At 50.1% G+C, this 21,033-nt stretch carries 21 protein-coding genes; 12 read left to right on the forward strand and 9 right to left on the reverse strand.

Annotated features, from left to right (window positions below):
* The first annotated feature begins 132 nt into the window (after window positions 1–132).
* Together ptsP and DES29_RS01325 are read left to right on the forward strand one after the other, a co-directional pair.
* Window positions 133–1,950 carry a phosphoenolpyruvate--protein phosphotransferase gene (gene ptsP, locus DES29_RS01320; protein WP_236578863.1) on the forward strand — a complete coding sequence of 606 codons (1,818 nt, stop codon included), beginning with the start codon at window positions 133–135 and terminating at the stop codon, window positions 1,948–1,950.
* A gap of 10 nt (window positions 1,951–1,960) precedes the next feature.
* Complete coding sequence (locus DES29_RS01325; protein WP_021994628.1) at window positions 1,961–2,686, forward strand: YecA/YgfB family protein; 726 nt, start codon at window positions 1,961–1,963, stop codon at window positions 2,684–2,686.
* A 30-nt stretch (window positions 2,687–2,716) separates the two neighbouring features.
* Here the strand turns inward: DES29_RS01325 and DES29_RS01330 are convergent, their stop codons facing one another.
* The 3 genes from DES29_RS01330 to DES29_RS01340 are packed head-to-tail and all read right to left on the reverse strand — an operon-like array spanning window position 2,717 to window position 5,540.
* Window positions 2,717–4,048 (reverse strand): AmpG family muropeptide MFS transporter, encoded by a 1,332-nt coding sequence (locus DES29_RS01330; protein WP_016475289.1) that lies wholly within the window; start codon window positions 4,046–4,048, stop codon window positions 2,717–2,719.
* The gene (locus DES29_RS01335; RefSeq protein ID WP_016475290.1) at window positions 4,045–4,752 is read right to left on the reverse strand and encodes a 16S rRNA pseudouridine(516) synthase; all 708 of its coding nucleotides are present in this window, start codon (window positions 4,750–4,752) and stop codon (window positions 4,045–4,047) included. Before DES29_RS01335 ends, DES29_RS01330 begins: the two co-directional genes overlap by 4 nt.
* A complete protein-coding gene (locus tag DES29_RS01340) occupies window positions 4,749–5,540 on the reverse strand; it encodes an exodeoxyribonuclease III (RefSeq protein WP_016475291.1) in 792 nt (263 codons plus the stop codon). Before DES29_RS01340 ends, DES29_RS01335 begins: the two co-directional genes overlap by 4 nt.
* Before the next feature lie 122 nt (window positions 5,541–5,662).
* Here DES29_RS01340 and pyrE point away from each other — a divergent pair, with 122 nt between their 5' ends.
* Window positions 5,663–6,340 carry an orotate phosphoribosyltransferase gene (gene pyrE / locus DES29_RS01345; protein WP_005429199.1) on the forward strand — a complete coding sequence of 226 codons (678 nt, stop codon included), beginning with the start codon at window positions 5,663–5,665 and terminating at the stop codon, window positions 6,338–6,340.
* Window positions 6,341–6,436: 96 nt separating this feature from the next.
* Here pyrE and gatB read toward each other — a convergent pair whose 3' ends face one another.
* Genes gatB through gatC form a run of 3 tightly spaced genes read right to left on the reverse strand, consistent with a single transcriptional unit; the run spans window position 6,437 to window position 9,684 of the window.
* A complete protein-coding gene (gene gatB, locus DES29_RS01350; RefSeq protein WP_016475292.1) occupies window positions 6,437–7,888 on the reverse strand; it encodes an Asp-tRNA(Asn)/Glu-tRNA(Gln) amidotransferase subunit GatB in 1,452 nt (483 codons plus the stop codon).
* Window positions 7,889–7,923: 35 nt separating this feature from the next.
* Window positions 7,924–9,378, reverse strand: coding sequence for an Asp-tRNA(Asn)/Glu-tRNA(Gln) amidotransferase subunit GatA (gene gatA, locus DES29_RS01355; protein ID WP_016475293.1), 1,455 nt, complete (start codon window positions 9,376–9,378; stop codon window positions 7,924–7,926).
* A gap of 18 nt (window positions 9,379–9,396) precedes the next feature.
* Window positions 9,397–9,684 carry an Asp-tRNA(Asn)/Glu-tRNA(Gln) amidotransferase subunit GatC gene (gene gatC, locus DES29_RS01360; RefSeq protein WP_005429196.1) on the reverse strand — a complete coding sequence of 96 codons (288 nt, stop codon included), beginning with the start codon at window positions 9,682–9,684 and terminating at the stop codon, window positions 9,397–9,399.
* Window positions 9,685–9,924: 240 nt separating this feature from the next.
* On the opposite strand from gatC, the gene DES29_RS01365 reads away from it, so the two are divergent.
* The 9 genes from DES29_RS01365 (at window position 9,925) to DES29_RS01405 (ending at window position 18,541) form a co-directional block, all read left to right on the forward strand.
* Window positions 9,925–10,968 (forward strand): rod shape-determining protein, encoded by a 1,044-nt coding sequence (locus tag DES29_RS01365; RefSeq protein ID WP_005429195.1) that lies wholly within the window; start codon window positions 9,925–9,927, stop codon window positions 10,966–10,968.
* Between the two features lie 23 nt (window positions 10,969–10,991).
* Entirely contained in the window at window positions 10,992–11,921 is a 930-nt protein-coding gene (mreC, locus tag DES29_RS01370; RefSeq protein WP_016475294.1) for a rod shape-determining protein MreC, read from the forward strand.
* Complete coding sequence (mreD, locus tag DES29_RS01375; RefSeq protein ID WP_113854337.1) at window positions 11,918–12,439, forward strand: rod shape-determining protein MreD; 522 nt, start codon at window positions 11,918–11,920, stop codon at window positions 12,437–12,439. The genes mreC and mreD overlap by 4 nt, the downstream gene beginning before the upstream one ends.
* A gap of 21 nt (window positions 12,440–12,460) precedes the next feature.
* Window positions 12,461–14,380, forward strand: a complete 1,920-nt coding sequence (mrdA, locus tag DES29_RS01380; RefSeq protein WP_021994627.1) for a penicillin-binding protein 2 — start codon at window positions 12,461–12,463, stop codon at window positions 14,378–14,380.
* Window positions 14,377–15,486, forward strand: a complete 1,110-nt coding sequence (rodA, locus tag DES29_RS01385) for a rod shape-determining protein RodA (protein ID WP_016475296.1) — start codon at window positions 14,377–14,379, stop codon at window positions 15,484–15,486. Before mrdA ends, rodA begins: the two co-directional genes overlap by 4 nt.
* A 24-nt stretch (window positions 15,487–15,510) precedes the next feature.
* Window positions 15,511–16,392, forward strand: coding sequence for a septal ring lytic transglycosylase RlpA family protein (locus DES29_RS01390; RefSeq protein WP_113854374.1), 882 nt, complete (start codon window positions 15,511–15,513; stop codon window positions 16,390–16,392).
* 76 nt (window positions 16,393–16,468) lie between these two features.
* Window positions 16,469–17,878 carry a M20/M25/M40 family metallo-hydrolase gene (locus DES29_RS01395; protein WP_016475298.1) on the forward strand — a complete coding sequence of 470 codons (1,410 nt, stop codon included), beginning with the start codon at window positions 16,469–16,471 and terminating at the stop codon, window positions 17,876–17,878.
* A complete protein-coding gene (locus tag DES29_RS01400; protein ID WP_005429181.1) occupies window positions 17,878–18,093 on the forward strand; it encodes a hypothetical protein in 216 nt (71 codons plus the stop codon). The genes DES29_RS01395 and DES29_RS01400 overlap by 1 nt, the downstream gene beginning before the upstream one ends.
* A 4-nt stretch (window positions 18,094–18,097) precedes the next feature.
* Window positions 18,098–18,541: an HIT family protein gene (locus DES29_RS01405; protein WP_038025336.1), complete on the forward strand. Its 444-nt coding sequence runs from the start codon at window positions 18,098–18,100 to the stop codon at window positions 18,539–18,541.
* 1 nt (window position 18,542) lies between these two features.
* Here DES29_RS01405 and DES29_RS01410 read toward each other — a convergent pair whose 3' ends face one another.
* The 3 genes from DES29_RS01410 to DES29_RS01420 are packed head-to-tail and all read right to left on the reverse strand — an operon-like array spanning window position 18,543 to window position 20,959.
* Entirely contained in the window at window positions 18,543–19,319 is a 777-nt protein-coding gene (locus DES29_RS01410; RefSeq protein ID WP_016475300.1) for a hypothetical protein, read from the reverse strand.
* A gap of 32 nt (window positions 19,320–19,351) precedes the next feature.
* The gene (locus DES29_RS01415; RefSeq protein WP_113854338.1) at window positions 19,352–20,134 is read right to left on the reverse strand and encodes a type III pantothenate kinase; all 783 of its coding nucleotides are present in this window, start codon (window positions 20,132–20,134) and stop codon (window positions 19,352–19,354) included.
* 12 nt (window positions 20,135–20,146) lie between these two features.
* Entirely contained in the window at window positions 20,147–20,959 is an 813-nt protein-coding gene (locus tag DES29_RS01420) for a biotin--[acetyl-CoA-carboxylase] ligase (RefSeq protein ID WP_113854339.1), read from the reverse strand.
* Window positions 20,960–21,033 lie beyond the last annotated feature (74 nt).

The following is a 21,033-nucleotide window of genomic DNA, read 5'->3' on the forward strand; positions in this document are numbered from 1 at the left end:
AAGTCATCCGCAGCTTCTGATACTGTTGAAATCAAAGCTGCAACAACCCAAACCTTAGAGGCATCAGCTGTCAATAGCAGAAAGATTGACTCCTCAGTCGAGCTGCAAATAGGAGGTGCCGAAGAGAATCTATTGACAGGACTTAAAGTTTGCCCTGGCGTTGCTTGGGGGCTTACGCTTCAGCTCACTTCCTCAGATCTGGAAATCCATCAATTCGCGATCGACAAGTCCGCAGTACGTGGTGAAATACAGCGTCTGCGTATGGCTACAGCATCAGCCAATAAACAACTTGAACAACTTGCAGAAACCCTTGATGAAGATGCTCCTGCAGAAGCTTCAGCATTTTTAGATGTCTACCAAACAATTCTGCAAGATCCGTCACTCATCACGGAAACTGCAGACATCATTCGTGAAAAACTCGTCAACGCCGAGTGGGCACTATCACTGCGTCTCGAACAAATCCGACGCGATTTTGAGCAAATTGACGATGATTACCTCCGAAACCGTCTTGAAGACATTTCCGGCGTATTCCAACGTATTCAACGCGTGCTCGCCGGGAGACGCTCTGCAGCAAGCCTGCTGAAGGCCGAAGAATTTGACGACTCTTTCATTCTCATTGCTGATCAGCTTGGTCCAGCTGACATGCTCCAGCTGCGTGAGCGTGATGACCTCGACATCGTCGGAATCATCATGGAGACTGGTAGCGTTACGAGTCACTCAGCGATTCTTGCGGCGAGTCTTGGCATTCCAACGCTCGTTGGCGTTACGAACGCCATCGAACGCCTCGGAACTGGCAGAGAAATTCTGATCGACGCCACTGCAGGAACGGTTAAGGTAGCCCCATCTCCTGAAGAGAAAAAAGCTGCGGCAGCAGCAATGAAAAGTCTGCGTCAGAGGAAACGTCTGCTTCAAAAACTTCGCGATGAAATGCCTGTCACTACAGATGGGCATTCCGTGAGGCTGTATGCGAATATTGCACTTCCTGAAGACATGCCGGATGCACGCAAAGCAGGAGCCAACGGCATTGGTCTTTTCCGAACAGAATTTCTATTTCTGAATCGCGACGCACTGCCGGACGAGGAAGAGCAGGTATCGGCTTATCAGAAAGTAATACGCGGCATGCGCGGAAAAACCGTGACCATCCGCACAGCTGACTTAGGGGGTGACAAGATGCCCTCAAAAGAGGCGCTTGCACTTCTCGGAGAAGATGAGTTCGACGAAGAAAATCCTGCACTTGGGCTGCGTGGACTGCGCTTTGCATTTACTCACCGACCTTTCTTTATTACGCAGCTACGAGCCATTATGCGAGCGGCCACCTCTGCTCCGGAAGGAACCGTCCGAATTCTCCTCCCCATGGTGACGTCGGCCTCTGATGTTACTGAAGTTCGGCTTTGTCTGGCACAGGCTGCTGCAGAGCTTGATTCTGAAAATTTGAAATATGAACAGAATCTTCCGCTCGGCGGCATGATAGAACTTCCCGCCGCCGTTGCCTCTATTGGAGATCTTGTACAGATACTCGATTTCTTCTCTATCGGCACGAACGACCTTGTACAGTACACGCTTGCTGTCGACCGCACTAATGCGCGAGTCTCTCGTTGGTGGGAAGAGTGTCACCCAGCAGTTCTACGTCTTATTGCCCAGACAGTGAAACGTGTGCGTGAAGCGGGCAAAGGTATTTCTGTCTGTGGTGAAATGGCGAGTCGCCTCAACATGGCCCCGTTTTTCATCGGCATCGGTTGCTCTGCACTCTCCATGGATGCCGCTCATATTCCCGCCATGAAAGAATGCGTTCGCAAGCTCAGTGCTGAAAGTTGTGAAGACTTTGCTCGCGGACTCCTGCGCCGCCGTTCTACAGAGAGCATCCGTGAAGCGATAGATGGATATGCTTTAACACTTCTTTCATCATCGACGGAAAAACTCGCAGAAAGAACGCATTCCAAGTCAACTTAAAGATATCTGCATGACCCAAGACGTTAACTTTTACGATAAACCGCTTTCCGACGAAGAATTTGTAGAAATCGGTGAGCTCCTCGCTTTGATGCCGGAGCCCTATGAGTCAATGGAGCCCGACCGTATGGACGGATTTCTCACTGCTATAGCGCTCCTCCCGGAACCTGTTGCTCCAAGTGAATGGATGCCGTTTGTCTTTGACGAAGAAGGTCGCTCCGACGCCGCGTTGACCGATTCCAACAAGCAGCATGACCTTGAAGATCTTGTTTATAGACGGATGCGCAATATTGAGCGCACGCTTGCTGCCTGTGATCCCATTGACCCAATCATTTATGACGTGGAAGACGAACGCGGTCGTCCAATTGGAGGTTGGGAGGCTATAGCTGCGCTGGAACCTTTTGCAGCAGGTTTTCTTGAAGCGATTAATCGCTGGGAAGGATTAAAAGATACTAACGACGAGATGATTGACAGCGCTCTTCTTGGGATTCTGCGGCATCTCCCCGCCAATCTTTTGGGCGATCTTGCTCAGATAAAAGAGGATCTGGACTTTGAAAGCCCATTGGAAAACATAAAGGACGCCCTAGAAGACGTTGCGGAAAGTGTTGCTGAAATAGCCGCTGTGACGCGCGGCTTCACTTCAAAGACAAAACCGAGCAAAGTGAAGGGTGGGCAACGCTCAGGACGCCGTTCTAATCATGTCATCAGTAAGGATCAAAAAAGATTCCGTCGAGGCTAACCTTGCCATTCAGCGTCGATTGAACTCTTCTTATGTTTCGTCGGCGCTTTCCGGCACCCAGCGCATTACCAACATCACCAATCCAACAACCGGCACACCGATAGCAGCTGTAATCAGGAAAAAGTTTGAATACCCAACAAATTCAACCACAATACCGGAAAACCCAGCAAGAAATTTCGGCAAAAGCAGCATAAGGGAACTGAATAGGGCGTACTGTGTAGCCGAACACCCCCGCGTTGTCAGCCCAGAGAGATAAGCAACGAAGGCAGCGGAAGCCAACCCGCCAGCCAGATTATCGGCAGAGACGGCAGCAATAAGCAGCGTAAGGCTAGCCCCAATCTGCGCAAGCATTGAAAAGAGCACGTTCGTAGCAGCTGACAGCACAGCACCAAGCATCAGCATCTTCAAAACACCGTATCGCATCGTTGCTGCCCCTCCGATAAAAGCACCGAGAAGCGTCATTACCACGCCGAACACCTTGCTTACTGCTGCTACCTGTTCTTTTGTGAAGCCTATGTCTTGATAAAACGGATTCGCCATGATTCCCATCACCACATCCGAAATCCGATAGGTAGCAATGAGCACCAGCACAAGCAGAGCAGACCACCCGAAGCGATGAAAAAAAAGCGTGAACGGTTCAACAATCGCAGCTTTAGTGCGTTGCAAAAAAGGTTTTTTTTTAGCCGTCTGTCCCCTCTGCTCTGTTGTCGATGGTTCCGGCGCAAATAAAGTAGTGACAATACCGACACTCATAGACATTGCCATTACGCTATAACTGACCCCCCATGCAGAGTGCAAGTAACCTGATGTGTCACCCGCTGCCCATGCAGCAAATGCAAGCGCACCGGCTCCCGCCCAGATCATTCCCATCCGGTAGCCAGCCTGATACATGGCTGCATAAGCGGCTTGACGACGACTGTCCGCCGATTCAATCCGGTACGCATCAAGCGCTATATCCTGCGTAGCAGATGCAAACGCCGTACCCACAGTACTGACAGCGAGAATTCCCAGGTTAATTTGAGGGTCGGCAAAAGCGGTGGCGAAAAGCCCAAGCATCACCCCGAGCTGCGCAACAAGGAGCCATGACCGCCGCTGCCCCAGCCAATGAGTCAATATGGGGATAGGCAGACGGTCAACTAAGGGCGCCCAGCTCCACTTTAATCCGTATATCAGCCCTATCCATGACATAAAGCCGATGGTTTTGAGATCAACCCCAGCTTCCCGTAGCCAAAATCCCAGTGTGCCAAGCACCAATAGGAGCGGGAGCCCAGAGCTGAATCCAAAGAAGGCCATACGAATCGCGCCGGATTCTAAATAAACCCGCCAGCCTACAGATTCCCGGAGCATCGACTCGGTACTCACTTGCTCCCCTCGCCGAGAACGCTCTCAGGGCCGCGAAGCCAACACCACTCTCCAGACTTCAAATTGGCAGGCAGTTCGTAAGCACCGACTCTTATTCGATGGAGTGCAACGACACGGTTGCCGCATGCCGCTACCATGCGTTTGACCTGATGATATTTCCCCTGAGAAATCGTCAACATCAGCACATCCGGCGCCATCAGTTCTGCAGCCTTAGCAAAGACCGGTTTGGGATCATCATCAAGTACGACACCTGACAGCAATTTTTCGCAGGTTCCGTTTGCAGCCGGGTGTGAAAGCGTCGCACGATAAACCTTGTTGACATGTTTTTTGGGATGAGTGAGCCGATGGAGAAGCGATCCATTGTCCGTGAAGAGGAGTAATCCAGTCGTATCCCAATCAAGACGTCCAACCGGCTGTACGCCTCGTGTACGAAGTGGACCGGGAAGAAGATTCATGACGGAAGGGTGAGCCGACGGTTTAAGAGAACATTCATAGCCAGTCGGCTTATTCATTGCAATGAGCACGTTATCGGATACAGGCCACTGCATCCCTCGCCAAGTCAGTACCAATCCCTCTAGATCGAAATCTTCATCCGGATCGGTAAGTTCACGTCCGTCAATGGATACAGCACCAGATGTGGCAATGCTGCGACAGTCATAGCGAGTGCCAAAACCTTGCTTAAAAAGAATATCAGCCAGAATCATTTAGCAGCTCCCTCAACCATCAAGTCATAGTCCACCCATAAGGGCGCATGATCTGAAAATTTTTCGTCTGGAAAGATCCCTGTATTCCGAGCCAATGCAGCAATGCCGGGCGTAGCAATTTGGTAATCAATACGCCAACCGACATTCTTTGCCCGAGCCTGTCCTCGCTGACTCCACCAGGTATATCGCTCCGGCCTAGGATCGAGCATTCTAAAAACGTCAACCCATCCTTCTTTCCCGAAACGTTGATCAAGCCATGCACGCTCTTCAGGTAAAAAACCTGAATGATCGAGATTTCCCTTCCAGTTCTTGAGATCAATTTCTTTGTGAGCGATATTGATATCCCCGCAAATGATCACCTCTCTACCGCTCTGCCGCAGTTCATCCATGTGCACTTTAAAAGCATCGAGAAAACGAAATTTTGCGCTCTGCCGTTCATCCGATGAGCTTCCTGACGGGAAATAAACAGAGATCACTATGACAGCGCCGAAATCCGCTTCAACATAACGCCCCTCGGCATCAAATTCACTGTTTCCAAACCCCGTACGCACAGCAAATGGGTTCACGCGGCTCCAAAGACCACAGCCTGAATACCCCTTCTTCTGCGCACAATGAAAATAGCCGTGGAATCCCAAAGGGGTTCGCAAATCATCCGTCAAATCAGATTCTTGTGCTTTGAGCTCTTGCATGCAGAGCACATCTGGAGACATCGTCCTCAGCCATGTGAAGAATCCTTTACGGGAAGCAGAACGAATACCGTTGGCATTAAAGGTAATGATACGAAACATTTCAGGAAGGCTATAATTTTCAGTTATTTTCTACATATTTCGGCCAACAGGCCCGTACCAGAACTCCTCAATGACACAGGAGAACTGTTCGGGATTCTAGCCGCAACGCTTCTCTCATCATCATGCAGAACACCAAGCAGCAGTTCATTGAGTTTGCGCTCGAAGCTGACGTTCTTCGCTTTGGGGAATTCAAGACCAAAGCAGGACGCCTGTCACCCTACTTCTTCAACGCAGGACTTTTCAATACCGGTGCGCGTCTTGATCGTCTCGGTGCCTTTTATGCCGAAACGCTCCTTGCTGCCCGGAAAGCTGGCCGTCTCGACTTCGACATGATTTTTGGTCCTGCATATAAGGGCATACCTCTCGCGGCCAGTGTCGCGATGAATCTTTCGCGCATGGGGTGTGATGTGCCATGGGCCTTTAACCGCAAAGAAATTAAAGATCACGGTGAAGGCGGAATGATCGTAGGCGCCCCCTTGAAAGGTCGCGTCGTCATCATTGATGATGTGATCTCTGCCGGCACCTCAGTGCGGGAATCTGTGAAGATTATTGAAGCCAACAATGCATCCCCCTCCGGCGTCCTTATTGCTGTAGATCGTATGGAACGCGGCGGCACGGCCGATGCCCCAACGGCCACTTCAGCCGTTCAAGATGTAGAGAAAACATTTGGTCTTTCCGTCGTCTCCATCATCAATCTCCATGACCTTCTCGCCTTCATGGACGGCCCATCCGAAAAAGCGAAGACCGTGGCACAGTACCGTGATGCCGTTGCTGCCTATCGCGCCCGTTACGGTGCATAAATAAACCACAAAAACAAATACATTCGCCGTCCATTAAAAAGAAGAGGTTCCAAACTTTAAGTTCGGAACCCCTTCTTTTTTCAGAAAATCAAACTATTAACCAGCGATGCGTTTGCGCAGCAATGCGTTCAGTTGTCCGGGATTGGCTTTGCCCTTCGTCGCTTTCATACATTGTCCGACTAGAGCATTCAAAGCCTTTTCTTTACCAGAACGGAACTCATCAACTGATTTTTGATTCTTCGCGATCACTTCATCAACGATTGCTTCCAGAGCTCCAGCATCAGAAATTTGCTTCAGCCCTTTAGCGTCAATCAACTGATCAACGTCTTGACCTTCACCATCCCACAATGCCTGAAAGACTATGCGCGCTCCCTTGTTGGAGATCGTACCGTCGGCAATGCGTCCAAGCAATTTTGCTAATAGTGTTGGCGTCACAGGAGCTGTGGCAAACGTGAGACCTTCCGTTTGGTTGAGCGCAGCAGCTACCTCTCCCATCACCCAGTTTGCAGCAATCTTCTTGTCAGCCGCTGCGTCCGCTACGGCCACATAGTAGTCGGCAATATCACGTCCACCCGTGAGAATGCCGGCATCATATTCAGAAAGACCAAATTCCTGCATCAGGCGCTGGCGCATTTCCTGCGGCAGTTCGGGCATTTCACTCTTCACCTTAGCGATCCATTCATTGCTAACCTCAAGAGGCAACAGATCTGGATCAGGGAAATAGCGATAGTCCATTGAGTCTTCCTTCGTTCTCATCTGGCGGGTTTCCCCCTTATCGGGATCATAGAGCCGCGTAGCTTGAACGATCTTGCCTCCGTCTTCGATGACTTCGATCTGACGCTGAACCTCATAATTGATAGCTTCTTCCAGAAAACGGAATGAGTTGAGGTTTTTGATTTCGCATCGAGTCCCGAACTTCGTTTCGCCCTTCGGACGTACTGAGACATTAGCATCGCAACGGAAGTTGCCTTCCTGCATATTGCCCTTAGAGATCCCCAACCAGACAACCAGCGCATGAAGCGCACGAGCATAGCCGACGGCCTCTTCGGCCGAACGCAGTTCTGGCTCTGTCACGATCTCCAGAAGAGGAGTTCCGGCTCGATTCAAATCAATGCCGGAATGGCCGGAAACAATGCCGTGAACAGACTTGCCGGCATCTTCTTCAAGATGTGCACGCGTCAGATTGATTGTCTTCATGTACGGTTCACCGGTCTTTGGTTCGACTGGGAACGTCAACTGACCACCAAGTACGATTGGCAGCTCAAACTGACTGATTTGATACCCCTTCGGCAGATCTGGATAAAAATAATTTTTGCGATCAAAAACCGAATGATTAGCAACCTTGGCCCCAATAGCGAGGCCGAATCGAATAGCTCGCTCAACAGCACCGTGGTTCAGCACCGGCAGTGCACCGGGGAGCGCTAAGTCAACGTAGCAAGCGTGAACATTCGGTGCATCACCGAAATGGCATGGGGCGCCAGAAAAAATTTTCGATTGGGTTGAGAGCTGAACATGCGTCTCAAGGCCAATAACAACTTCCCATTGCATATCTGTAAATCCTTAACTCTCACGGGGTTGAGCGCTTAGCAGTCGGCCGGATGACGCAAATGCCAATCGGTTGAACGCTGCCATTGAGCAGCCAACTGCAGAAGACGAGCTTCCGTAAAGTGTTCGCCAAGAAGCTGCAGGCCGATTGGACGACCGTTCGAATGAATGCCGCAAGGCATTGCTACACCGGGAAGGCCCGCCAAAGATGCAGGAACGGTGTAAAGATCACTCAGATAGGCCGACACAGGATCTGCGTTGGTCCCAAAATCGTAGGCCGTACCAGTGGTCACCGGAAGAGCAATCGCATCCACAGTCTTGAAAACATCATGGAATTCATTGGCAATTAAACGACGAACGCGCTGAGCCTTAAGATAGTAGGCATCGTAGTAGCCATGTGAAAGCACGTAGGTACCAATCATGATGCGACGCTTGGGTTCTGGACCGAAGCCCTCATCACGAGAGCGCTTCATCATGTCAAGAATGTCTGTGTATTCCGCCGCACGGTGTCCATAACGAACACCGTCAAAACGCGAAAGATTAGAACTAGCCTCTGCGCAGGCAACAACGTAATAAACCGGGACGCCGAGACGAGCCATTTTGAGTTCAATGTCGACAATTTCCGCACCTTCACGGCGATAAAAGTCGAGCACCTCGTCAATCGACTTGCGAACTTCCGGATCCAACCCTTCTCCCATCCAAGAGTAGGGCACACCAATGCGCATTCCTTTGATAGGTTTAGCCAGATCCCGAGTGAAATCTTCGGTCGGCATATTGACACTCGTTGAATCCCAAGGATCATGTCCAACCATTGCTCCAAGCACTGCCGCGCAGTCTTCAGCGGAGTGTCCCAGCAAACCAGCAGTATCCAAAGACGAAGCAAAAGCGATCATGCCGAGACGGGATGGACGGCCATAGGTTGGCTTAACCCCTGTAACACCAGTAAAAGCAGCTGGTTCGCGAATCGACCCGCCCGTATCAGTACCCGTGACAATAGGTGCAAGCCCAGCAGCTACAGCTGCGGCGGAGCCGCCGGAAGATCCCCCAGGAACGGCGTTGATATCCCACGGATTGTGGACTCGACCGAATGCCGAATTTTCATTGCCAGAACCCATTGCGAATTCGTCACAATTGAGTTTACCCAAGCACACCATGCCGGCACTCTTAAGCTGACGCACAACCGTGGCATCAAAGGGACTCATATATCCCTTAAGCATGCGACTTGCAGCGGTAGATGACCATTCCTTGGTCACAAAGATGTCTTTATGCGCAATCGGAATACCAGTCAGGGGGCCTGCCGTGCCTGCGCTCAACTGAGCGTCAGCAGCTTCTGCTTGCTTGAGTGTTTCTTCTGGGCGAACATCAAGAAAAGCATTCAGATTCTTCTTGGCCTCAATGCGTTCAAGATACCCGCGAGCCAGCTCAACCGCGGAAATTTCACGATTGTGCAAACGACGTGAGAGCTCCCCAACGGAGTCAAATACGTTTTCCATGACGATTCCTTCCTCGAACTATTCAATCACTTGGGGCACGAGGAAGTAGCCCTCGGATTTTTCCGGAGCATTCTTCATGTTCTCCGTACGGTTATCGCCCTCTGTCACAATGTCGTCGCGCAAATGCTCAATACCGTCATGAGGATTAGGCATCGGCTCCACGCCCGATGTATCAATAGATCGGATCTGTTCGATCATCTGAAAAATGTCGTTGAGTTCACCTTGCATGACCTTGACCTGCTCATCAGAAATATCGATGCGACCGAGATCAGCAATGCGGTGAATGTCGCCTGCGCTTAGTGCCATAGTTGACGTCTTCAATATAGATAAATGCGGCAAAGCCTCTTTTACAGGCCGGCGGCAAAGCGGAGAAAAATCCGTAACAAACCCATGCAGAGGTCTGACTTCCGGCCAGGGTGAGGCGCCTATAAAAGGTGAGTTAGTTTATCATTGTCGAATTGTGCGCGCGGGTCACAAACTCTCCGCAAATCCGCTATTTCCGGTGTTTTTTGCACCCCTCCGACTGCCCTCGGGATCAGATAAACCATGTTTGGCTTTCTTCGAAACTACTTCTCCAACGACATTGCCATTGACCTCGGCACAGCCAATACGCTCATTTATATGCGTGGAAAGGGAATTGTCCTCAACGAACCGAGTGTCGTTGCCATTCGTCAAGAAGGAGGTCCTAACGGTAAAACTACGATTCATGCCGTCGGCCGGGAAGCCAAGCAAATGCTTGGGCGTGTTCCTGGCAACATCAGCGCCATTCGACCGATGAAGGACGGTGTCATCGCCGACTTTACGGTGACTGAACAAATGCTCAAGCAGTTCATCCGCATGGCGCATCCATCTCATCTTTTTGCGCCGAGTCCGCGCATCATCATTTGCGTACCGTGCGGATCAACTCAAGTTGAACGTCGTGCAATCAAAGAAAGTGCTTTTGCTGCCGGGGCAAGTGAGGTTTTTCTCATTGAAGAACCAATGGCCGCAGCTATCGGTGCCGGCCTGCCAGTAAATGAAGCCGCGGGTTCGCTGGTAGTTGACATTGGCGGCGGCACGACTGAGGTCGGTCTGATTTCTCTGGGGGGTATGGTCTATGCCGGTTCTCTGCGAGTTGGAGGCGATAAGTTCGATCAGGCGATCATCAACTACATCCGCCGCAACTTTGGCATGCTGATCGGCGAACCGACCGCTGAATACATTAAAAAACAAATTGGCTCGGCCTTCCCTGGTTCCGAAATGCTCGAAATCGAAGTAAAGGGCCGCAATATTGCGGAAGGCGTACCACGTACTTTTACAGTGCACTCCAACGAAGTACTTGAAGCTCTCACTGAACCCTTGAATCAGATCGTTGTCGCAGTGAAGAATGCATTGGAAAAAACACCTCCCGAACTTGGCGCAGACATCGCCGAACATGGCTTGATGTTAACGGGGGGCGGGGCCTTACTGCGTGACATTGACCTGCTACTCAAGGAAGAAACAGGGCTTCCCGTGCATGTTGCAGAAGAACCTTTGAACTGTGTCGTCAAGGGCTGCGGTATCGCGCTTGAAAATATGGAAAAGCTCCGCACCGCCTTTGCGGCAGGCTAATTCACTGAGGTTGGACGCCATTCATGGCATACGGAGCTCCCCCGCTCTTTCGTCAAGGCGTGTCGATTCGGGCGCGTTTTCTGTTCTTTCTCATGCTCTCGCTTGCGGTCATTCTGGTGGATGGGCGCCTGCGAGCGCTTGACGATTTTAGAAGCGCGTTAACCAGTTTTCTCACGCCATTCAAAGAAGTTGTTCAACTCCCCGGACTATTTATTGAAAATAGTGCAGGCTACTTCATCAGTAAAAAAAACCTCAACGAAGAAATTCAACGTTTAACGAAAGAGAATCAATTACTTCAATTGGATGCGGCTCGCATGGAGGAAATGCGACAAGAAAATGAAAACCTGCGCCACCTTGTTTCCGCTTTAGCCGCAACTACAGACCATGTCGTTACCACGGAAGTTATCGGACGTCCCGCAGATCCATTTTCCCGACGTATTCAAATTGCTGCAGGTGCACTTGATGGCGTGCAGGTCGGCATGCCCGTCATTGGTCCTTTCGGCGTATTAGGCCAAGTGTCACGTACCGTCAGTCATCAAAGTGAAGTGACGCTAATCAGCGACCATAAATCACGCATTTCGGTTATCAACAACCGCACTGGTCAAATCTTTCTTCTGGCGGGCACTGGCGACAGTGGTCTGCTGACTGTTGCCTTTGCACAGCCTTCGGCAGATCTTCAGCCCGGTGATGAGCTGGTCACCTCTGGGCTTGATCATCTTTATCCAAAAGCTGTTCTCACAGCCATCGTAAAAAGTTCGACGTATGTACCTGGGGAAGCTTATCGTCGTGTAGAAGCTACGGCCGCTGCGGATCTAACAGATGTGCAATTCGCTACTGTTGTTCTTGTCAACCCACACCCAACGGCCGAACTCGACATCAAAGACGTCAAACCTCAAAATCGCTTTGAACGACGCGATAAAGCTGATCGACAGAATCGGAGGGACCAGAAATGAGCGGTCTCTTTAAAAAGCGTTTAGACGACAGTGCAGAATCTCGCATGGAGCATCCTGCCTCGAAAAGTTGGATTTTCTTCACATTTCTTTTAGCTTTCGTCCTTTGCATTGTGTTCGGTGAAATATTCTGGGCTCCAGATTTTGTTGCACTCACACTTATTTTTTGGACGCTTCGAGAGCCTGATCGCGTAGGCTTTTTGACAGCTTTCATCTGCGGCATTTTGATGGACGCCCTATTTGGAACCGTACTTGGCCAGCAGTCACTTGCTTACGTCACGCTCTGCTACCTGACATTCGCCTTATCGCGCCGTTTACCTAGCTTTGATCTGTTTGGCCAAAGTCTGCATATTCTGCCGGTACTCTTGATTTCTCAGCTGTTTGTGATGCTCGTTCGCCTTTGGTTCGAGGGGCTTTGGCCTGGCTGGGAATGGTTCTTGGCGAGCGTCACAGGTGCACTGCTCTGGGGTATCTGGACGAAGCTCCTTACGCCCCGCGCACTGCGGTCCGCCTCACTTTAACGTCATAGTGAGGCGAGGCCCATGGCGCTTGAAACGCTGGAATTTAAAGATGAGGATGAGTCCGTCGGCCCTTTCCGCCGACGACTCTTTTTCGTCTTCAGTCTGGTTGCACTTTGCTTTCTGATTCTGGCATGCCGACTCGCTTGGCTACAGATCATTAACCGAGATCTCTATGTCGAGCGTGCAGAGCAAAATCGCACGGTGACAACGACATCTCAGGGATCACGCGGTCTCATCTTTGACCGTAATGGCACGCTTCTGGCAGGAAATCGGCTCAGCTGGTCTCTTGAAGTGACTTCTTCACAGACGGCGGAACCCGTTGAGCAACTTTTCGACAGATTGGCAGAGATCATCCCAATAACCTCTGCTGATCGCCGCCGTTACCGTCGATTACGAGAAAACTTTAACCGCTACGATAGCGTCCCTATCCGTACCGACCTCACTGACGAGGAGGTAGCCGTTTTTGCCGCCCAACGTTGGCGGTTCCAAGGCTTAGAACTGAATCAGCGTGAGCATCGCATCTATCCTGAAGGAGCTGTGGGGAGCCACTTTCTGGGCTATGTTGGCGCCCTTTCACTCAATGACAAAAAACGACTTGATGCTGCAGGGGATCTTGCGCTTTACCAAGGCGAACGGGAGATTGGCAAAGTGGGATTGGAGCGCAGCTACGAAAAAACGCTCCACGGCACACCGGGACACGAAATTCTTGAAGTATCAGCTGGCGGGCGACCTGTCCGTACGCTTGAACTTGAAGCTGCTCAACCCGGAAGTAATTTAACACTCACCATTGACTTGAATCTGCAACGCGTTGCAGAAAAGGCAATGACTGGCAAAACAGGAAGCGTCATTGCCATTGAACCTAAAACTGGGCGCATTCTAGCCTTTGCTTCTCTTCCCACATATGACCCGAATCTCTTCCCAGGAGGCATTGACCCAGAATCTTGGAATTACCTTAATACGGCTGAAGAAAAACCTCTTTTAAACCGGGCTATGCGTGGTATTTATCCGATTGGCTCAACGTACAAGCCTTTCATGGCGCTTGCTGGGCTTGAGCTTGGTGCCGTTACAGCGGACTATGTTTTGAATGACACCGGCGTTTTTCAAGTCGGCAACCATAAATTCCGCGACGTCACAGGATCTCCTAAAGGTTTACTTTCCCTTCGCAAATCGATTGCCGTCTCATCGGATATTTACTACTACTGGCTCGCCACTCAGCTTGGAGTCGACAAAATTCACGACTTTATGCAACAGTGGAGATTTGGAGCGAAGACTGGAATCGATCTTGTCGGAGAACAGACTGGCATTCTTCCGAGTCGAGATTGGAAGGAAGCACGTTTCAAAGAGCCTTGGTATGTCGGAGATACACCTTCCTTGGGAATTGGGCAGGGCTACAACGCCTTTACGCTCCTACAGCTTGCACATGCCACTGCAACTTTGGCCAATCGCGGCATCATCATGACTCCTCATCTTGTCGATAAGATTGAGAATCCTGTTACGGGTGAAAGTATCAAAGTTGATGCAGAACCTACTGGCAAAATTCCTTTAAAAGATGCCAATCTTGACGTGGTTATTGCCGGTATGACAGATGTTACCCGTACCGGCACAGCGCGCTCGGTATTCCAAGGAGCTCCTTACTCTGTAGCAGGGAAGACTGGTACTGCACAGGTCATCAGTATTGCGCAAGACGATCGTTGGGATGAGAAAAAAGTTTCCCGAAAACACCTCGACCATGCGCTATTCATTGCTTTTGCTCCTGCGCGAAATCCACGCATTGCTATGGCCGTTTTGGTTGAAAATGGGGGATTTGGCGCTCGTGCTGCGGCTCCTGTTGCTAAAGAGCTAATGGACTACTGGCTTACGGGAGAAAACTCTCTGGGGTTGCCGCCTCCCAAAAATACTCCTCTCATCTCCATGAAAAATGCGGAGAGGAAAAAGCCATGATGGAAGTAAAACGCCTTCTAGGGCTCGCAACACAGTGGCTACTCGCTCGGGTACTTCGCTACGATTTGATGCTTCTCACGATTGTGATGTGTCTCATTACCGTAGGCTTCATCACCCTTTTTTCAGCTGGATACTCCTTCCCTTGGCGCATTGAAGATCAGATGCGCAACATCATCGTTGCGCTTACCGCGATGTTCATCGTCTCTTTCGTCCCAATACGTTGGGTACGTAAGGTTTCTGTTGCAGCCTTTGCAGCTGGGTGCTTATTGTTATTGGCAACGGAACTTGTAGGTGTCACTGTCAAAGGGGCGACGAGATGGCTGGATATTGGTGTTCGTATTCAACCCTCAGAGATCATGAAACTTGCTGTCCCCATGATGCTTGCGTGGTACTACTGGAAACGTGCTGAACAAACAGTCTGGTGGGATCACCTTCTTGCCTTAGCGATTCTCTCTGTCCCTGTTGCCTTCATTTTGAAGCAACCAGATCTGGGAACGGCCATTCTCGTTTCGATAGCCGGTTTAGCCGTCATCTTTTTTGCCGGGATCAATGCAAAATTGGTTACCGCTTGCTGCGCCATTGGTATTGCACTCATGCCGCTTCTTTGGACGATGCTGCATGACTACCAGCGCGAACGCATCTTGACTCTAATTGATCCAACGCTTGACCCGTTGGGTAAAGGTTTTCACACTCTACAGGCCTTAATTGCTATTGGTTCTGGGGGGCTTTCCGGTAAAGGGTGGATGGAGGGAACACAAGCCCATCTTGACTTCATCCCTGAACGCACATCCGACTTTATTTTTGCGGTTTTCGGCGAAGAGTTTGGTTTCGTTGGTGGGGTGCTTTTGCTCATCCTATATCTCAGTCTCATTGCCAGAAGCTTTTACATCGCCGCTCATGCACGATCTCGCTACGCTCGACTTTTGGCAGCTGCCATTGGTGTCATTTTCTTTACTTATTCCTTCGTCAACATCGGCATGGTGAGCGGCATACTACCTGTAGTGGGAGTTCCACTGCCTTTTATGAGTTACGGTGGTACAGCACTCCTCATTCTTGGCATTTGCACAGGAATTCTGCTCAGCATCTCTGTAGATGCAAAAGACTGATTTTCGATATTTATGGAGATTTCCATGAAGCAGCACTCCGTTCTGCTTGCAGTAGCTGCAACAGCAATAATTGCCGCCCTTGCAGGATGCAGCACGCATTCTCCCTACTACGACAAAGATGGTCCTCCCAGTGTCGGGGCACATATTGAAAATTCAAGTGCAACGCCGAAAATCGAAGCCTTCCGTCAAGCGGCAAACCGACCCTATACGGTACTCGGTACTCGGTACTCGCCAATAACAACAGATCAACCGCTTCGTCAGCGTGGTACGGCATCTTGGTATGGCAAGCAATTCCATGGCAATAAGACTTCCATCGGTGAGGTCTATGACATGTATCAACCCACTGCAGCCCACCCGACCATGCCGCTGCCGTCCTATGCACGTGTCACTAATCTCAAAAACAATAAGTCCATTATTGTGCGGGTCAACGACCGCGGGCCCTTTCTGCATGGTCGGATTATCGACCTTTCTTACGCGGCAGCTAAAACGCTTGGCTACGCAAATGCTGGTACCGCACAGGTAGAAGTTGAACGTTTAACTTGGGATGACATCCGCTCAGGACGTTGGAAAGCGAATACCTCAAATACCAATATGCTTGCCTCAGCAACGGCTCCTCTGACCTCTCCGGCTCCAGCACCGTCACTGTCTGCAGGCATCTCTAAACCGCAGTCGGGCTGGGGGGTACAAGTAGGCAGTTTTTCCTCTGAGGATAATGCCCGCAGTTGGGCTGCACACTGTCAGGCAGTACTTGCCGCTGTTGGCGATCAACGCACAGCCCGCATTGTTCAGGATGGCATGCTTTGGCGCGTAATCATGGATCAAGGAATGACTTATGAATCAGCAGCTTCAGCAGCTCGAATAATTGGGTCTCAACTTGGCGTTCAAGCCTTCAGCATCCAAAAATAAGTGAGGTAGGATTCCCTTACCGGTTTTTAGCAAAAAGGCGCCTTCTGGCGCCTTTCTTTCAAGCGAGATTACATACATGACGACCACTGCAGAATTCATCAAGAACGCCTGGAAGGGAGAAACGCTTGAAGCGATGAAAAATTTCATTCGCATTCCATCAAAAAGCAGCGCCTTTGAAGCCGATTGGGAAGTGAGAGGTGAGCTCCTACGCGCCGTGCGCCAAGCTGAATCTTGGGGGCACCAGCGCTTTCCTGAGGGAATCTTTGATGTACTCCAGAAACCCTGTATTCCCCCCGCACTCTATATTGATCTTCCAGCTTTCGGAGGTCACACTGGTCGTCCCGTCTTTTTCTACGGTCATTTCGACAAACAACCAGAAACTCAAGGATGGAGTGAAGGACTCGGCCCCTGGACACCTGTTGTAAAAGACGGGCGACTTTATGGCCGCGGCTCTTCCGACGATGGCTATAGCTTTTATACAGCGCTCACAGCAATTCAAGCACTTGAGGCCTCAGGAAGACCGCATCCGCGCATTGTTGGCCTATTTGAAACTGATGAAGAGTCAGGTTCTATAGATTTAGCGCAATATTTAAAGGACATTGCTCCCCGCGCGGGCAACCCATGTATTCTGACCATTCTTGATCTCGGAATCCACGATTATGATCGCATTTGGCTTACTCAATCACTTCGCGGAGTTGTCAGTTTCAAGCTTAAAGTAGAGGTTCTTCAGCACCCCGTACACTCTGGTATTGCAAGTGGCATTGTCCCGAGCTCATTTGCTGTGATGCGTGAACTTCTTGACCGTTTAGAAGACCCGGCAACCGGCCGCGTCAAACTTCCGTCGTTCCACGTGGAACTGCCGGAAGAACACCGTGAAACATTGAAACGGTGTGCAGAAATTGTCGGACAACATGCTGTTGAATTTCCGTATGCTGGTGACACGGAGCCTCGGAGTTCTGATCCCTTTGAAGCTATGAAACGAAACACTTGGGAGCCGTCGCTTTCCATTCTGGGAGCTGATGGTCTTCCCAGCACATCAGAAGCAAGCGCACTACTTAGAGCAAGTACGACGCTCGCACTCTCCTTCCGGCTACCCCCCCGATTGGATGCTCAAAGGGCACTTAGTGAAGCCATCTCGGCCGTTACGACGAACATTCCATCGCACGCCAAAGTAACTGTTTACGATCTTCGTGCAGAAGGCGGATTTGATGCGCCAGCACTTGCTCCTTGGCTTAAAAACAGCATAGATAAAGCCAGTACGGAAGTATTTGGACATCCCGTTGAATTCTGTTTTGAGGGGGCAAGCATCGGTACTATGCGCGATTTCCGCACCACTTTCCCAAATGCCTCTTTCTTCAACACTGGTGTACTTGGCGCTAAAGAAAATGCCCATGCACCGGATGAATCTTTGCCGCTTTCTTATGTTGAACGCCTTACAGAAGTGATTGCAAGAGTAGTAGCTTCTGTTCCTTTGGAGGAAGCATAATGCGCCGAGATTGCGTCACCCAGGTCATCGTTCGTTGGAGAGATGGAGAAGAAGACAACTTCGCCACTCCTTTTGAAGCAGAAAACTACATTAATTGGGCTCTTGATGAACTCGGAGAGCCCGAGGCTGCATGGCTGGAGGATATGCAGGGACGTAAGAAATGGGATTACCGCCTCGTCGAAGATGAGGAAGGTCGATTGAGACTCATGGATTAAGGGGATGATTATGGCCCATTGTGAATTCTGCACCTCGCAACATCAAGCCGAATTCTGGCGTGGACATTATTTCTACGCCATTGACGCCAGTAGCAATGATTTTCCAGGATTTATTCGTATCGTGGCGGTTGATCATGTCGCCGAAATGAGTGCTCTTTCACCTGCAGTTCGCACTTATCTATGGGATCTTCTTGAAACCACAGAAGAAACAATGCGCGACTCGCTCGCCCCTGACAAGATGAACCTTGCAGAATTCGGCAATATGGTGCCACATCTACATTGGCATGTAATCGCACGTTGGAAAGATGACGGTTGGTATCCAGAATGCCCTTGGGGAACTAAGCAACGCGAAGTTAACGCTGAAATCATAAAAATGCGCCGAAAGAGAGCAGAAGCGATGCTCCCGAAACTCGCAACAGCGCTCGCAGCAATATCTGAACCTCAATAAATTAATCGCAAGCAGAGAACTGGGCGCCCTGCATGGTCAGCACCCTGCGCAGCTTTTGATTTTCCGTACTTGAAAGACCTGGAAAAATTAAATTAAAAGCTTTGTTGTACCGGCGTTCTTCGTCTACAACGATACTTTTTACTTTAAAGGCTCTCGCAGCTTCCTCAGCCCAAAGCTTAGCTTTTGGGCGGATGTGAGTCTTTCCCATAAGAACGGCCCACCCCGTTGCAGAAAATTTAATGATGCTTGCTCCTTGCAGCCCAAAGTCCGTCAAACGCTTGAGCTCTTGCTTTGCTTTTCCTTCACTCTTAAATGGACCGCTATAGACCATATAAACAGATGCATCAGTCTCTTCCATTACAAGCCGTCCGATAAGACCTGATCGCTCAATTCCGCGACGCAATTCAGGCAACCGACGTTCTCCCACAGGTCCAAATCGTAGACAGGTAGCAGTTTCTAAATTGCCAATGGTCATCTCTTCCAAAACAAGAGCATCAGGAAGAGAGTGCTTTTCGCTTTTTTCCGCAGAGAGCTTCACAGCTTCCTCAGCTTTCTTAGCGGCTCGTGCAGCTCCTGACAGAGCAGGTGCAGGTTCAGTACTCTGCGAATCCTTTAATAAAACAGATCGATCCTCTAATTCCTTCAATTTTTGTATATCAGGAATAACGGATGCTGATTCTGTCGGTACGGTGCGTTGAGGTTGGCTGTCGGACTCAAACCACAACCATCCTACCAACCCCACTACTGCAAGCATTGCGATCAGGAATAGGATACGCATTCAAACGAACTCCCAAACTTCAAGCAAATTATTCAAGATCCTGTCCGCGCACGTGCCAATGCAGCAAGCCCCAGAAGCACTAGATTGTGACGCAACTCCATTTGAGGCAGGACCTGCCGCATACGTTCTTGAGCAAATCGAGCAGATCCTCCCGCGACAACGACTCGGACAGATGCAGGATCACGTACCTGTTGAGCAAGCTCTTCAAATGCGAGTCGAACCAGTCCGGCTTGGGAATCCAAAATGCCCGAAACAATGGCATCTTTAGTGAGACGTGGTTCACTTTGCCAAAGACCAATATCGCTAGTCAACGCTGCCGTCCCGTTAACAAGCGACTGTTGCATCATAGTTGGACCTGGAGCTATACGTCCCCCTAAAAAAACATAATGCCTCTCACTTTCGCGAAGCACCGCATCCACCGTCGTGGCGGTTCCCAGTTGCACAATGAGAATCGCTTCTGCAGGGGCTGAATCAATAGCTCCTATAGCAGCACACCAACGATCTGCACCCAATAGTTCAGGATGCAGATAATTATTCCTGAGCTCCCATTGAGCACATCGGAATGTAGGCAAAGAATGGACCCATTGCCAAGGAATATCACAGGCATTAAAAAACTTAGTGGCAGAGAAGGCCAACTTAGGGGCGGCTACTGTGCAACCTAAAACAGCATCAGGTGCTTCACACTGCCACACTTCATAAAGATCATGAAGCGATTCAGGCGCTCCTCGATGTACCACTGTGTGAGGTTCATGCTCATTGCCTAACACTGCCCATTTGAGTGCTGTATTTCCGAGATCTACCAGAATCGTTTTCATGTCTTAATGACTTTAAGAGTTAGCGAGTGAAACAAGTTCCCCAGACAAAAAATGGAGTCCTTCAGCTCCTGACCTCTGCATAATCAAGCGCCCTTCGGCATCAATACCACAGTCAATACCGAGAACGGTTCGACCACTGTCGAGCTCGCGCCAAAGAACCTCCTTGCCGTAAAAAGCGTCATAAAGACGCCAACGTTCGAAAAGCCTTCCTACAGCATCCTCTTCCTCAAGGGACTTGAAAACCTCTAATAAATCGTCAACAAGCATGGCTAGAAGTTCACCGCGAAATTGTGGATCCCGAGGATTCATAAGGAATGCCGGCGCTCGGATCGGCCATCCACTACTTGTAGTGCCACCAGATTCAACTTCCAAATTAAGACCTATGCCTATGATGAGGCTGGAACGGCCTTCATCATCTTGAACCGACTCCAAGAGAATACCCCCAACCTTTCCACCTTCGGCCCAGACATCATTAGGCCATTTAACAAATACTTTTCGCATCGCAGCCCGAGAAAGAGCCCCTGCTGCTCCCATAGCAGCCGCAATACTCAATAATCCCGGCGCTCGGGCTCTTAGTGCAACTGTAAAGGGGAGGCCTACCGAAAAAATAAGTGATTGGCGAACATTACGCCAAACACGCCCTCGAGTCCCTCGGCCAGCTGTTTGATAGTCAGCCGTCAACAACACCGGCTTATCAAAGCCTCTCTTATGCGCCCATAGCTTTAAATCGTCATTAGTTGAACCAGTCTCACGTACCCACCTAACATCAACAGCATGCGTAAGCGAAGACTTAAGTGCAGTGAGAAAAACACAAGAATCGGACATGAATGAGAGTGCTGGCGAGAGCAATCAAAGAGGTAGGGAAAGGCTTGCTAAAATTTGAATTTCCAACACGCAGC

This window comes from Sutterella wadsworthensis (assembly GCF_003315195.1).
GTDB lineage: Bacteria > Pseudomonadota > Gammaproteobacteria > Burkholderiales > Burkholderiaceae_F > Sutterella > Sutterella wadsworthensis.